At 71.3% G+C, this 13,151-nt stretch carries 12 protein-coding genes; 7 read left to right on the top strand and 5 right to left on the bottom strand.

Features of this window, described 5'->3' with window-relative positions:
- Positions 1 to 1,097: 1,097 nt before the first annotated feature.
- From ACFQS1_RS05300 to ACFQS1_RS05290, 3 genes are read left to right on the top strand one after another with little or no spacing between them, the layout of a single operon-like run.
- Positions 1,098 to 1,949, top strand: coding sequence for an ABC transporter permease (locus ACFQS1_RS05300; RefSeq protein WP_378965037.1), 852 nt, complete (start codon positions 1,098 to 1,100; stop codon positions 1,947 to 1,949).
- Positions 1,942 to 2,742, top strand: a complete 801-nt coding sequence (locus tag ACFQS1_RS05295; RefSeq protein ID WP_378964903.1) for an ABC transporter permease — start codon at positions 1,942 to 1,944, stop codon at positions 2,740 to 2,742. Before ACFQS1_RS05300 ends, ACFQS1_RS05295 begins: the two co-directional genes overlap by 8 nt.
- A complete protein-coding gene (locus tag ACFQS1_RS05290; RefSeq protein ID WP_378964902.1) occupies positions 2,739 to 3,689 on the top strand; it encodes an ABC transporter ATP-binding protein in 951 nt (316 codons plus the stop codon). The genes ACFQS1_RS05295 and ACFQS1_RS05290 overlap by 4 nt, the downstream gene beginning before the upstream one ends.
- Here ACFQS1_RS05290 and ACFQS1_RS05285 read toward each other — a convergent pair.
- Both ACFQS1_RS05285 and ACFQS1_RS05280 read right to left on the bottom strand, forming a co-directional pair.
- Positions 3,674 to 5,572, bottom strand: a complete 1,899-nt coding sequence (locus ACFQS1_RS05285) for an acyl-CoA dehydrogenase family protein (RefSeq protein ID WP_378964900.1) — start codon at positions 5,570 to 5,572, stop codon at positions 3,674 to 3,676. The two genes, ACFQS1_RS05290 and ACFQS1_RS05285, sit on opposite strands and share 16 nt — an antisense overlap.
- Positions 5,573 to 5,630: 58 nt before the next feature.
- On the bottom strand, positions 5,631 to 6,185 hold the full coding sequence (locus tag ACFQS1_RS05280; protein ID WP_378964899.1) for a helix-turn-helix domain-containing protein: 555 nt from the start codon (positions 6,183 to 6,185) through the stop codon (positions 5,631 to 5,633).
- A gap of 65 nt (positions 6,186 to 6,250) precedes the next feature.
- On the opposite strand from ACFQS1_RS05280, the gene ACFQS1_RS05275 reads away from it, so the two are divergent.
- Positions 6,251 to 6,949 (top strand): AzlC family ABC transporter permease, encoded by a 699-nt coding sequence (locus ACFQS1_RS05275; protein ID WP_378964898.1) that lies wholly within the window; start codon positions 6,251 to 6,253, stop codon positions 6,947 to 6,949.
- Positions 6,943 to 7,251 (top strand): AzlD domain-containing protein, encoded by a 309-nt coding sequence (locus tag ACFQS1_RS05270; RefSeq protein ID WP_378964897.1) that lies wholly within the window; start codon positions 6,943 to 6,945, stop codon positions 7,249 to 7,251. The genes ACFQS1_RS05275 and ACFQS1_RS05270 overlap by 7 nt, the downstream gene beginning before the upstream one ends.
- A 693-nt stretch (positions 7,252 to 7,944) precedes the next feature.
- On the opposite strand, the gene ACFQS1_RS05265 is transcribed toward ACFQS1_RS05270, so the two are convergent.
- The 3 genes from ACFQS1_RS05265 to nadA all read right to left on the bottom strand — a co-directional run bounded on the left by ACFQS1_RS05265 (position 7,945) and on the right by nadA (position 11,413).
- The gene (locus tag ACFQS1_RS05265; protein WP_378964896.1) at positions 7,945 to 8,562 is read right to left on the bottom strand and encodes a DUF3043 domain-containing protein; all 618 of its coding nucleotides are present in this window, start codon (positions 8,560 to 8,562) and stop codon (positions 7,945 to 7,947) included.
- A 70-nt stretch (positions 8,563 to 8,632) separates the two neighbouring features.
- The gene (gene murA, locus ACFQS1_RS05260; protein ID WP_378964895.1) at positions 8,633 to 9,988 is read right to left on the bottom strand and encodes a UDP-N-acetylglucosamine 1-carboxyvinyltransferase; all 1,356 of its coding nucleotides are present in this window, start codon (positions 9,986 to 9,988) and stop codon (positions 8,633 to 8,635) included.
- Between the two features lie 213 nt (positions 9,989 to 10,201).
- The gene (gene nadA, locus ACFQS1_RS05255) at positions 10,202 to 11,413 is read right to left on the bottom strand and encodes a quinolinate synthase NadA (protein WP_378964894.1); all 1,212 of its coding nucleotides are present in this window, start codon (positions 11,411 to 11,413) and stop codon (positions 10,202 to 10,204) included.
- A 63-nt stretch (positions 11,414 to 11,476) separates the two neighbouring features.
- On the opposite strand from nadA, the gene ACFQS1_RS05250 reads away from it, so the two are divergent.
- Together ACFQS1_RS05250 and erpA are read left to right on the top strand one after the other, a co-directional pair.
- Positions 11,477 to 12,586 carry a glycerate kinase family protein gene (locus tag ACFQS1_RS05250; RefSeq protein WP_378964893.1) on the top strand — a complete coding sequence of 370 codons (1,110 nt, stop codon included), beginning with the start codon at positions 11,477 to 11,479 and terminating at the stop codon, positions 12,584 to 12,586.
- 86 nt (positions 12,587 to 12,672) lie between these two features.
- Positions 12,673 to 13,041, top strand: a complete 369-nt coding sequence (erpA, locus tag ACFQS1_RS05245; RefSeq protein ID WP_378964892.1) for an iron-sulfur cluster insertion protein ErpA — start codon at positions 12,673 to 12,675, stop codon at positions 13,039 to 13,041.
- Positions 13,042 to 13,151: the final 110 nt, after the last annotated feature.

Genomic DNA, 13,151 nt, shown 5'->3' with positions numbered 1-13,151 from the left:
CGGACCGGGCGCACGCCCGGCCGGCGGGCGAGGGCCCTGGGGCTGTCCCGGCTGCGGGTACGGCGACCCCTGCACATGCTGCGGTGAGCCGGGTTGCGGACGTCCACCCTGCTGCGGCGAGCCGGGCTGCGGGCGTCCCTGCTGCGGCAAGCCGGGCTGCGGGCGTCCCTGCTGCGGCGAGCCGGGTTGCGGGCGCCCCTGCTGCGGTGAGCCGGGCTGGGGACGTCCGCCCGGCGGCGTGCCGGGCTGGGAGCGTCCGCCCGGCGGCGAGCCGGGCTGCGGTCGTCCGCCCGGCGGGCCGGGCTGATATGGCGTCCGGCCACCCTGCGGCGCGCCGGATTGAGGTTGCTGCCAGCCGCCCGGCGGCGCCGCCCGTCCACCCTGTTGATTCCCCGGCCCGCCCGGCGGATTCCCCGGCCCGGGCTGCTGCCGCCCATAGCCCGGCGCCGCACCCCGCCGCTGATCGGGAGCGCCGGCGCGGCCGTGATCCGGAGCGGCGCCCGCGGGCGCGCCGGCGGGACCGCCCGGCCGGCCACCCTGCGGGGGGCGATCGGTCATGCCGGCGGGGCGGTTCCACGACGGCTCGTCGCGCTGGGGCGGGACGGGGGCGCTGCGCGCTGCGTACCCGATGTTGTCCCGATGCTGATTCTCCCGGCCCTGCGGCAGCCGCGGGTCGTAGGTCCGCGGCTCTTCCCGCTGCACCGGCGTGTGCCCGTACCGGGCCGGCGCCGGTCCCGCAGCGCCCGCGTCCCCGGAACTGGAGTCAGATCCGGCAGAGGCAGAACCCGACGCCTCGTACACCGGCGTGTGGACCGCCTTGCGCCGTACCGGGTCGCCGGGATAGCGCTGGCCGGGGCTCTGCGGCTCCCACTCCCAGGTGATTTCGTAGACCCAGGCGGGCTCGTCGCCCCAGCGCTCGTCGCCGATCTGCGAGCTCCAGCCGTTCATCGGGCAGCCCAAAGGCCCGGCGGCTGGCAACGCTCCGTCACGGCTGTGTCCACTTCTCCGTCAAAAATGTGCGGTGGCCGTCCGGAGACCCGGGTAGAGTCTCCCGGCTCCACTGCGGGGTTTGGAAGGAGATTAACGGCGTGAGCGGGATTGACGCCAGCGTGCTGACGATCTCTCCCGGTCGTCCGTTGCGCGCCTCCATCACTACTTTCGGTGCACTCGTGTGGTCGGGTTTCCGGCGGTACGCGACCTATCGGCAAGCCACCATAGCCGGATCGTTCACCAACATAGTCTTCGGCTTCCTTCGCTGCTACGTGCTCTTGGCCGTGGCGGCCGGCGCGGTCGGCGGCCGCCCGGGCGGTTACCACCCGGCGCAGCTCGCCACGTTCGTCTGGGTGGGTCAGGGGCTACTGAGCGTGGTTGGCATCTGGGGTTGGACCGACCTCGCCGACCGGATCCGCTCCGGCGATGTCGCGTCCGATCTGTTACGACCGGTGCCGCCGGTGACCGCTTATCTGGCCGCCGACCTGGGCCGGGCCGCGCACGCCATGCTCACCCGGTTCCTGCCGCCGACGATCGTCGGGGCGATCTTCTTCACGCTGGCGGCCCCGCACCGGTGGCAAACCATCCCCTTGTTCGCGGTCTCGGTGTTCCTGGCGGTCGTCGGCAGCTACGGCTGCCGTTTCCTGGTCAACGCGACCGCCTACTGGCTGCAGGACGCGCGCGGCCCGCTGGTGCTCTGGACGCTCGGCTCGGGCGTGCTGGCCGGCCTCTACTTCCCCTTGCGTCTGCTGCCGGAGTGGCTGGCCGTGACGCTCTGGGTGGCCACCCCGTTCCCGGGCCTGCTGCAGACCCCGCTCGACGTGCTGGTCGAGCGCGATCCGCCGGGCATGCAGCTCGGCCTGGTGCTGCTGCAGGCGGGCTGGGGGCTGGCCCTCCTGACAATCGCGCAGACGGTCCAGCGCCGGGCCGAGCGCAAGCTGGTGGTGCAGGGTGGGTGAGATAAGGGCGTACCAGGCTCTTCTGGGCGGCAAGGTGCGCTCGATGACCGCGTACCGCACATCGTTCGCGATCGAGCTGCTCAGCAACCTGGGCGCCACCGTGCTCGACGTGGTCACCGTGTTCGTGCTCTTCCGGGCGACCGCGGTGGTGGGCGGCTTCACGCTGAGCGAGTCGATCCTGATGACCGGGCTGACCGCGGCCGGCTTCGTGCTGGCCGACATGACCGTCGGCAACATCGACGATCTGAAGCGCTACGTCCGCATGGGCACTCTCGACACGGTGCTGATCCGGCCGTTGCGCGTGCTGCCCCAGCTGGTCCTCATGGATCTCCCGCTGCGCAAGCTGCTGCGGCTCGCGTTCGGCATTTTCGTGTACGCCGGGGCGCTCGTCGCCAACCACATCCACTGGACGCCCGCGCGGGTGGCGCTGGCGGCGCTGGCCCCGATCGGCGCGGCGATCTTCTTCGGGGCGATCTTCGTGCTCACCGCGAGCCTGGCGTTCTGGTGGGTGGAGTCGGGGGAGATCGGCAACGGCTTCACGTACGGCGGGCGCGACTTCACCTCGTACCCGATCACGGTTTACAGCGATTGGTTCCGCGACCTGTTCGCGTACACCCTCGGCTTTGGCTTCGTGGCCTATCAGCCGGCGCTGGCGCTCCTCGGCCGCACCGATCCCCTGGGCCTGCCGGCCTGGGCCGGCTACGCGGCGCCGCTGGTCGCGCTGCCCGCGGTCGCGGTCGCAGCGCTGATGTGGGGCATCGGGGTCCGTCACTATCGGAGCACTGGTTCATGATCAAGATGCAAGATCTGCGCAAAGATTTCACCGTACGGGTGAAGGCCGGCCGGCTACGGCGCGCGAAACGCACGGTGGCGGCCGTGGACGGGGTGAGCCTGACCATCGAGCAGGGCGAGATGGTCGGATACATCGGCCCGAACGGCGCCGGCAAGTCGACCACCCTCAAGATGCTGACCGGCGTCCTCTCGCCGACGTCCGGCGAGGTGAGCGTCTTCGGGCTGACCCCGGTGCCCCAGCGCACCCGCCTGGCGCTGCGCATCGGCGTCGTCTTCGGGCAGCGCTCCCAGCTGTGGTGGGACCTGCCGCTGCGCGAGTCGTTCCGGCTGCTCCGGCACATCTACCGGGTGCCGCCGGCCGACCACGAGTCCCGGCTGCGCCGCTGCCGCGACCTGCTCGACCTCGACGAGTTCCTGGACACGCCGGTGCGGCAGCTGTCGCTCGGCCAGCGGATGCGTGGCGAGCTCACCGCCGCCCTGCTGCACGGCCCCGGAGTGCTCTTCCTCGACGAGCCGACGATCGGCCTGGACGTGGTGAGCAAGCAGGCGGTCCGCTCGTTCCTCGCCGAGCTGGGCGCATCCGGCGACGTGACGCTCGTGCTCACCACCCACGATCTGGCCGACATCGAACGGCTCTGCGGCCGCCTGGTCGTGATCGACCACGGCCGGGTGGTGCACGACGGCACCATCGAGGCGCTGCACGCCCGCTACGGCTCGCGGCGCAGCCTCGTCGTCGACCTCGACGCGCCGCTACCGGCCGGCTTCGAGCTGCCGGGCACGACGCTGACCGGGGTCGGGGCGGACGGCCACCGGGTGACGTTCGCGCTGGACTCGGCGTCGGCGGGGGCGGCCGTCGCGGGCCTGGTGGCGGCCGCCTCGGTGCGCGACCTGTCGGTGGTGGAGCCGGACATCGAGGATGTGGTGGCGCGCCTTTACGCCTCGGCCTGAGGGATGCGCCGGCGTACGTCCTCCACCGTGCTGGGGCCGGGCTGCCAGGCGGCCACCCACGCCTCGCCGCCGGTGTCGCCGATGACGCCCTCCTCGAGGAACGTGTAGCGGCCGTCCAGCACCCTCTTCGCCGCGCGCACGTCCAGCGAGTCGGTGTTGTCCCACAGCGCGGCGAACAGCGCATCGACCCGCAGCCGGGCCTGCCGGCAGAAGAGGTCGCCCAGCTCGAGGCCCTCGGGGCGGTGCTCCCGCTCGGCCCGGGCCCGCCCGCACACCGCCGACATCGCGAACAACTCGGCGCCGATGTCCACGATCCGGCCCAGGAACCCCTGCTTGCGCTCGAGCTTTCCCTGCCAGCGGGACATCGCGTAGAACGTCGACCGGGCCAGCTTGCGGGAGGCGCGCTCCACGTAGCGCAGGTGACCCGCGAGCGGCCCGAACTCGGCGTACGCGTGGGGCGCCTGGCCCTTGCCCACCGCGAGCGTCGGCAGCCAGCGCGCGTAGAACCCGCCGGCCCGCGCCGCGGCCTTGCCCTTGCCCGCCAGCGAGACGGACGGGTCGATGATGTCCCCGGCCACCGAGAGGTGCGCGTCGACCGCCTCGCGCGCGATCAGCAGATGCATGATCTCGGTGGAGCCCTCGAAGATCCGGTTGATCCGCAGGTCGCGCAGCATCTGCTCGGCCTCGGCGCCGCGCTCGCCGCGAGCCACGATCGAGTCGGCCCGCTCGTAGCCGCGGCCGCCGCGGATCTGCACCAGCTCGTCGGCGACCTGCCAGGCCATCTCGCTGGCGAACAGCTTCACCAGCGCGGCCTCGATGCGGATGTCGTTGCGGTCGTCGTCGGCGATCATGCAGCAGAGATCGAGCATGGACTCCATCGCGTACGTGGTGGCGGCGATGAACGCGATCTTCTTGGCCACGGCCTCGTGGTGGCCGACCGGCCGTCCCCACTGCACCCGCTCCGCCGACCACTCGCGGGCGATCGCGACCGACCGCTTGCCGGCGCTCACGCACATCGCCGGCAGCGAGAGCCGGCCGGTGTTCAGCGTGGTCAGCGCGATCTTGAGGCCCTTGCCGAGCCCGCCGATGACGTTCGCGTCCGGCACGAACACGTCGTGGAACCGGGTCACGCTGTTTTCCAGGCCGCGCAGCCCGAGGAACGAGTTGCGCCGCTCGATCGTGATGCCCTCGGAGTCGCCCTCGACCACGAACGCGGTGATCCCCTTGCCGGGCACCCGCGCCATCACGACCAGCAGGGTGGCGACCGTGCCGTTGGTCGCCCACAGCTTCACGCCGTTGAGCTTGAAGCCGCCCTCGACCGGCTTGGCGACCGTGCCCAGGCGCGCCGGGTCGGAGCCGACGTCGGGCTCGGTGAGCAGGAACGCGGACACCTCGCCGGCCGCGAGCCGGGGGAGGAACGCCTTTTTCTGCTCGTCGGTGCCGAAGAGCTTGAGGGGCTGCGGCACGCCGATCGACTGGTGCGCGGAGAGCAGCGCGCCGACCGAGGCGTTGGCCGAGCCGACCAGCGTGAGCGCCCGGCAGTAGTGCAGGTTGGACAGGCCGAGGCCGCCGTACTCCCGGGGGATCTTCATGCCGAAGGCGCCGAGCCGGGCGAGGCCCTGGAAGACCTCGTCGGGGATCCGGTCCTCGCGCTCGATGCGCGGGCCGTCCATCTCGTCGCGCGCGAACTTCTCGAGCTTGCGAAGGAACTCGTCGGCGTCGGGCCGCGGTTGCTCGGTGGGCCATGGGTCGATCAGGTCGAGGCGGAACCGGCCGAGGAACAGCTCCTTGCCGAAGCTCGGTTTGCGCCACTCGGCCTCGCGAGCGGCCTCGGCGACCTGTCGTGCCTGCTGTTCGGAGACGTTGCGCTGCGTTGCGGTCATCGCCGACCTCCTTGACGGCCAGGTTACCGACAAGTGTTACCTCTCGGTAGCCCTGGCGTCACCGATGCTCCATGACCAGCACCGCCCAGGAGTTCTCCAGCGCTTCGTAGTAGTGCGCGACGTCGCCCGGAAAAGCCAGATAGTCGCCCGGGCCGATCTCGACCTCCGCGCCCACCGGCCCGGCCTTGATCCGCCCGGCCGCGACCACGATGTGCTCGGTGCTGCCGGGGATGTGCGCGGCGGCCTCCCGTGGCTTGCCCGGCTCGAGTTCCATCAGATAGATGTCGCGCCGGGCGTGCGGTGACCCGGCCGCGAGCAGCGTCGCCACGAAGTCGGCCTGGTCGGCCTGCAGTCGCGGCCCCTCGCCGGCCCGGATCACCCGCACCTGCGCCGGCGGCGGCTCGACCAGCCGGCTGAAGGGCACGCCGAGCGCCACCCCGAGCGACCAGAGCGTCTCGATGCTGGGGTTGCCGGTGCCGGCCTCGAGCTGGGAAAGGGTCGACTTGGCCAGGCCGGCGCGGCGGGCCAGCTCGGCGAGCGAGATGCCGACCCGCTCCCGTTCGCGGCGCAGGGCCGCCGCGATGGTGGCGAGTGGGGGCGTGGGCTCGGGCATGTTCGCTGTGTCGGTCCTTCCGTTCGATTTGACGAACGCTGCGGCGGCGTTCAGTATTTCATACCATGCGTACGGTTCAGCGAACGGATGCCGACCGCGCCCTGCTGAGGGACGCGGTGACGATCGCCGCGGCGATGGTCGCGGTGGGTGCGTCGTTCGGCGCCATCGCGATCGCGTACGGGCTGCCGGCCTGGGTTCCGTTCCTGATGTCCACGGTGGTCTTCGCGGGCGGGTCCCAGTTCCTCGCGGTCGGCCTGCTGGCCGCGGGCAACCCGCTCGCGGCGGTCTTCGCCGGTCTGCTGCTGAACGCCCGGCACCTGCCGTTCGGCCTGGCGGTCGGGGACGCGCTGGGCTCGCGCCTGCGCGACAAGGTGATCGGCAGCCACGTGCTGACCGACGAGGTCGCCGCCTTCACCCTGGCCGAGGCCGACCCGGCACGCCGCCGCCGGGTGTACCTGATCATCGGCGCGACCCTGTTCACCTCGTGGAACATCGGCACCGCCGTCGGTGTCCTGCTCGGCGGCGCGACCGGCGACCCGGACGCGCTCGGCCTGGACGCCGCGTTCCCGGCCGCGCTGATCGCCCTGATCATGCCCTCGCTGCGCGACCGCACCACCCGCACGGTCGCACTGACGGGCGCGGCGGTGGCAGTCCTGCTCACCCCCGTCCTGCCGGCCGGGCTGCCGGTGCTGTGCGCGCTCGTGGGCCTGTTGACGTTGGTGCGGCCGCGCCGCCGTGCCGGCACGCCGGAGCCCTCATGCTGATCGCCGCGATCGTCACCCTCGGGGTCGGCACCTACGCCATGCGGCTCGGCGGTGTGCTGCTGCGCGGCCGCCTCAGCCTCTCCGAGACCGTGCAGCGCACGCTCGCGATGGCGGCCGCCGCGCTGCTCGCGGCCCTGGCCGGAACGGCCGCGCTGATGGCCGACACCCACTTCGCCGGCGTCGCCCGCCCGGCCGGTGTGCTGGTCGGCGGGATCCTGGCCTGGCGCAGGGCGCCCTTCGTCGTGGTGGTGCTGGCCGCCGCCGCGACGGCCGCCCTGCTGCGCCTGGCCGGCCTGCCGTAGCCGCGTGGCCAGTCGCCGCTCGGCTTTATATCCGGCGTTGCACCGGTTGCACCGGTTGCACCGGTTGCATCGGGTGTTGGGCAGCGCCTGGCTTCCCGCCTTGTGGGCCGGCGCTCTTGGATGACGGGACCGCATCCCGCATGCCGGCGACCTGTCCCGTGTGCCCGGACGCGGTATCCACATCGCGGGATCCCGCCACGCCGACGACCGAAATATCCGGATTTCCCGGGCGGCACCTCGTGCCCCAGCCGAAGGCTGATGAGTTGCGGCCCGCCCCGAGCCGAAACTTATCAAGGTCGCCCCGACCACCCACCTATTCGCGGCTTTTGCACCTTAAGTGCGCGCGACCTGCCGCACCCACCGCCGCCCGCACGTGTCCTTCTCGGCTTGCAAAGCCGCCCGCACCCCAGCCAAGTGGGTGATCTCCTTGCGACGGCACCCCCGGCGCGATCGCCTTCCGGTGTCGGCGCAAGGAGATCACCCACGCCCCCACCGCAACCATCGCCAGAGAGATCTCCGCAGCGATGGCCGGGGTGCGGGGCGGAGCCCTGCGAACTTCGACCTCCGAAATCAAGCAAGCTAATCGATCTTCGCAGCCGCCCACAGGCCGCCCCCGCCCCGGCACTGGGTGGGGCCGAGTAGACCACCCGGGTACGACAACAAGACGCGGTTGTCCACAGCCGGACTGGCTGGTCAGATCTTGTCGCCGAGCTCGACCTGTGGCTTCGGGACGCGCATGCGGCGGAAGGTGAGGCCGCGCATCACGCCGTACAGCTGGAGCGAGCCGATCCGCTGGCCGGTCTTGGGGAAGCGCTCCCGGACCGTCCGCTTGATCTTGCGGGCGATCAGCACGCTGTCGACGATCACGGCGAGCGCGAGCAGCGCCCACAGCAGGTTGCTGGCGAGCTGGATCACCGGCTCCCGGACGGTCGAGCCGATCAGCACGATCAGCGCGCCGCCGAAGAACCACGTGCCGACGGTGCGGCGGGAGTCGATCAGGTCACGGACCAGCTTGCGCTCGGGGCCGCGGTCGCGGGCGAGCAGGAAGCGCTCGTCGCCGGCGCGCATGCCCTCGGAGGCCTCGGCGCGCTCCTGCCGCTGCCTTTCGCGCATCTGCTTCATGGCCTCGCGACGGTTGGCCGGCGCCTCGGCGTTGACCTTGCGGCCGGTGCTCTGCCGCTTGGGCGTCACCTGGCCGAGCTCACGCTTGCTGGGCGTGTAGCCCTTGGGGCGGGGTGTCGACTCGGTCACCTCCTCCGCGGGCGCGGGGGTGGCGACGTCGGCGGACTTGCGGCGAAAAAGCGAGGACACGCTAGGAGAGTAGCCAAGCGGCGCGGTGTCGTTCACACCGCGCCGCTCATTCTGACAAATACGAAACGAATCAGAGGCGTTCGGCGTGCGCGCCCAGGGCCGAGAGCTTGTTCTCGAAGTCCTCGTAGCCGCGGTTGATCAGGTCGACGCCGTACACCCGGGAGGTGCCCTCGGCGGCCAGGGCCGCGATCAGGTGGGCGAAGCCGGCCCGCAGGTCGGGGATGACCAGGTCGGCGGCGTGCAGCTTGGACGGCCCGGCGATGACCGCCGAGTGCTTGAAGTTGCGCCGGCCGAAGCGGCAGGGGGTGCCGCCGAGGCAGTCGCGGTAGACCTGGATCGTCGCGCCCATCTGGTTGAGCGCGTCGGTGTAACCGAGCCGCTGCTCGTACACGGTCTCGTGCATGATCGAAAGACCGCGGGCCTGGGTCAGCGCGACCACCAGCGGCTGCTGCCAGTCGGTCATGAAACCGGGGTGCACGTCCGTCTCGAGGGCCACCGGCTGCAGGTCGCCGCCCGGGTGCCAGAACTTGATGCCGCCCTCGACCCCGGTGACGCCCGTGCGGGAGACCCGATCGTCAGTGATCTTGAACTCGCCGCCGATCGAGCGGAACACGTTCAGGAACGTCATCATGTCGGCCTGCCGGGCGCCGAGCACCTCGATCTCGCCCTTGGTGGCGAGCGCGGCGGCGGCCCAGCTGGCGGCCTCGATGCGGTCCGGGATCGGCTTGTGCGCGTACCCGTGCAGCCGGGGCACGCCCTGGATCTCGATGACCCGGTCGGTGTGCACCGTGATGATGCCGCCCATCTTCTGCAGCACGCAGATCAGATCCATGATCTCGGGCTCGATGGCGGCGTTGCGCAGCTCGGTGACGCCCTCGGCGCGCACGGCGGTCAGCAGCACCTGCTCGGTGGCGCCGACGCTGGGGTAGGGCAGCTCGAGCTTGGCGCCCTTGAGGCCGTTGGGCGCGCTCAGGTGCATGCCCTCGGGCGCCTTGTCGACCACGGCGCCGAACTCGCGCAGCGCCTGGATGTGGAAGTCGATCGGGCGCGGGCCGATGTGGCAGCCGCCGAGGTCCGGGATGAACGCGCGGCCGAGCCGGTGCAGCAGCGGGCCGCACAGCAGGATCGGGATGCGGCTCGAGCCGGCGTGCACGTTGATCTCGTCGGTGCTGGCGGACTCGACGTTCGTCGGGTCCATGACGATCTCGCCGTCGTCCGCGCCGTCGGTGACCTTGACGCCGTGCAGCTCGAGCAGGCCGCGGACGACCTCGACGTCGCGGATGCGCGGCACGTCGAACAAGGTGCTCGGTGTCTCGCCCAGCAGGGCGGCGACCATCGCCTTGGAGACGAGGTTCTTGGCGCCACGGACCCGGATCTGACCCTGCAACGGCGTACCGCCGTGCACGACCAGGACATCGTCGGTCAACGTAACCTCCAGCCGGCGGGCGGGTCGAGGCCGCCCGAAGATGATCGAGGGGGGCAGTGTCCGGGCGGGGGCACCCGATTCTGCAACCGGGGAAGCATAGCGTTGAGTGACAAGGAGGGAAGTCGGCACAGCGCTCAGCGGGCCGAAAATGCTCATTATTGAGACAACCTTAAGGCGCGGCCACTCGGACCGCGCCTCTGTCGCTACGGAGAGTTACGGCAGCGCGAGCATCTGGTCGAGCGCCACGCGGGCGTGGTGCGCGGTGTCCTCGTCGACCGTGATCTGGTTGGGCACCCGGCCGGCGACCAGTTCCTCCAGCGCCCACACCAGGTGCGGCAGGTCGATGCGGTTCATCGTCGAGCAGTAGCAGACGGTCCGGTCGAGGAACATGATCTGCTTGTCCGGGTGGGCCAGCGCCAGCCGGCGTACCAGATTGAGCTCGGTCCCCACCGCCCAAGCGGAACCGGACGGCGCGGCCTCCAGGGCCTTGATGATGTATTCGGTCGAGCCGACGTAGTCGGCCGCCCGCACCACCTCGTGCCGGCACTCCGGGTGGACCAGCACGTTCACCCCCGGCACCCGCTCGCGCACCTCACGCACGCTGTCGAGGGTGAATCGGCCGTGCACCGAGCAATGCCCGCGCCAGAGGATCATCCGGGCGTTCCGCAGCTGCTCGTCGGTCAGCCCGCCGCCTGGCTTGTGCGGGTCGTAGAGCACGCAATCATCAAGATCAAAACCCATTTCGAGTACGGCGGTGTTGCGCCCCAAGTGCTGGTCGGGCAGGAAGAACACCTTCGAGCCCTGCTCGAACGACCAGGTCAGCGCCCGCTTCGCGTTCGACGAGGTGCAGACCACACCCTTGTTGCGGCCGACGAAGCCCTTGATGTCGGCGGAGGAGTTCATGTACGTCACGGGGATCACCTCGTTTCCGAGGCTTTTGTTCTGGGGTTTTCCGCCGCGGGTTGGCGCAGCGATGCCGAGGTCCGCGAAGCGCTCCCAGGCGGTCTCGACCTGCCCGAGCACGGCCATGTCGGCCATCGAGCAGCCGGCCGCCAGGTCGGGGAGCACCACCTTTTGCGCGGGGGTGGTCAGGATGTCGGCGCTCTCGGCCATGAAGTGCACGCCGCAGAAGACGATGAACTCCGCGTCCGGCCGGGCCGCGGCCTGCTGGGCCAGCTTGAACGAGTCGCCGGTGACGTCGGCGAACTGGATGACCTCGTCGCGCTGGTAGTGATGGCCGAGCACGAAGACGCGGTCGCCGAGCGCGGCCTTGGCGGCGGTGGCCCGGGCGACCAGGCCGGGGTCGCTGGGCGCGGGCAGGTCGCCGGGGCAGTCGACGCCGCGCTCGGAAGCGGGATCGCTGCCGCGGCCGAGCAGAAGCAACGCGGTCGCGGTGTTGGCGGGTTCGCTCCAGGTAGAGGTCACGTTGGTCATCGTCGCACAGCGCGAGACGCCCATCGGTGCCGCGCGGAGTGGCCTGCCACACTCATGGGCGTGCGCGTGCTGATCTGTCCGGACAAGTTCGCCGGCACTCTGTCCGCCCCCGAGGTCGCCTCGGCCGTGGCTTCCGGCTGGCAGGGCTCCGCCGAGTTGATCGAGCGTCCCCTCTCGGACGGCGGGCCTGGCTTCGTCGAGGTGCTCGCCGGCGCGCTGAGCGGCACCCTGCTCCCGGTGGAGACGGTCGACCCGCTCGGGCGCCCGGCGCGCGGCTCGGTCCTGCTGGCCGGCCACACGGCCTACATCGAGAGCGCCCAGGCCTGCGGACTGCACCTGCTGACGGCCGAGGAGCGAAACCCCAACACCACCACCTCGTACGGCCTGGGCATGCTGATGATGGCGGCGGTCGAGGCCGGGGCGGCCGAGCTGGTGATCGGGCTGGGCGGCTCGGCGGTGAACGACGGCGGGGCGGGCATGCTCGCCGCGCTGGGCGCCGCGCCGGTCGACGTCGCCGGCTACGCGCTTCCGTACGGCGGGGCCGCGCTGAGCTCGGCGGTCGCGCTCGGCGGCGCGCCCCGGTTGCGCCAGGTGCGCCTGGTCGCCGCCACCGACGTCGACAACCCGCTGACCGGCCTGCACGGCGCCAGCAAGGTCTACGGCCCGCAGAAGGGCGCCACCGAGGAGGACATCTTCCGGCTGGACGCCGCGCTCGAGCAGTTCGCCGGCGTCCTCGAGCGGGCGTTCGGCGTGACCGACCTGGAGGTGGCGCCCGGCGGCGGCGCGGCCGGCGGCATCGGCGCCGCGCTGATCGCGCTCGGCGGCCGGGTGACCTCGGGCATCGGCCTGGTCGGCACGCTGATCGGCCTCGAGCGGGAGCTGGACGCGGCCGACCTGGTGATCACCGGGGAGGGCTCGTTCGACCACCAGTCGCTGCGCGGCAAGGTTGTGGCCGGGATCGCCGGCGGCGCCCGCGACCGCGGCCTGCCCTGCATCGTCGTCTGCGGGCGGAACGAGACCGGCTACCGCGAGGCAGCCGCGGCCGGCGTGACCGAAACCCTCTCGCTGACCGATCACTTCGGGTCGGAAAAAACCGCCCTGGCCGAGCCCGCCCGCGGCCTGCGCGAGCTCGCCGAGCGCTTGGCCCGCCAGTGGGGGAGGTGAGGAAAGCCACCCGGATTGGGAATCCGGGAAAAGAGGGCTAGCGTTGGCTGGTACTGCATGAGTTCACCGTTGCAGGGAGATACGCAGTGACCACTGAAGCGCACACCCCGTCGACCGAGGCCGCCGCGCCCACCGGCGTCGTTCTTACGGACGTCGCCGCGGTGAAGGTCAAGTCCCTGATCGAGCAGGAAGGCCGTGACGACCTGCGCCTGCGTATCGCCGTGCAGCCTGGTGGCTGCTCCGGCCTGCGCTACCAGCTCTTCTTCGACGAGCGCTCGCTCGACGGCGACATCGTCAACGACTTCGGCGGTGTCGAGGTCGTGGTCGACCGGATGAGCGCGCCGTACCTGGCGGGCGCGACGATCGATTTCGCCGACCGGATCGACGCCCAGGGCTTCACCATCGACAACCCGAACGCGCAGAACTCCTGCGCCTGCGGCGACTCGTTCCACTGATGAGGGTTTTTCGGGGCCTACCGTGAGTTGCGCCGTGCCGTGAGTTGACCGCGTGATCTCCACCGCCCCGAAAAATCCTCACCGGCGGTCGACAAACCGATACATCCGCG

The organism is Paractinoplanes rhizophilus (assembly GCF_042664765.1).
Taxonomy (GTDB): domain Bacteria; phylum Actinomycetota; class Actinomycetes; order Mycobacteriales; family Micromonosporaceae; genus Actinoplanes; species Actinoplanes rhizophilus.
Note: the sequence above shows the minus strand (reverse complement) of the source record. Positions and strands in the feature narration are given on the sequence as shown.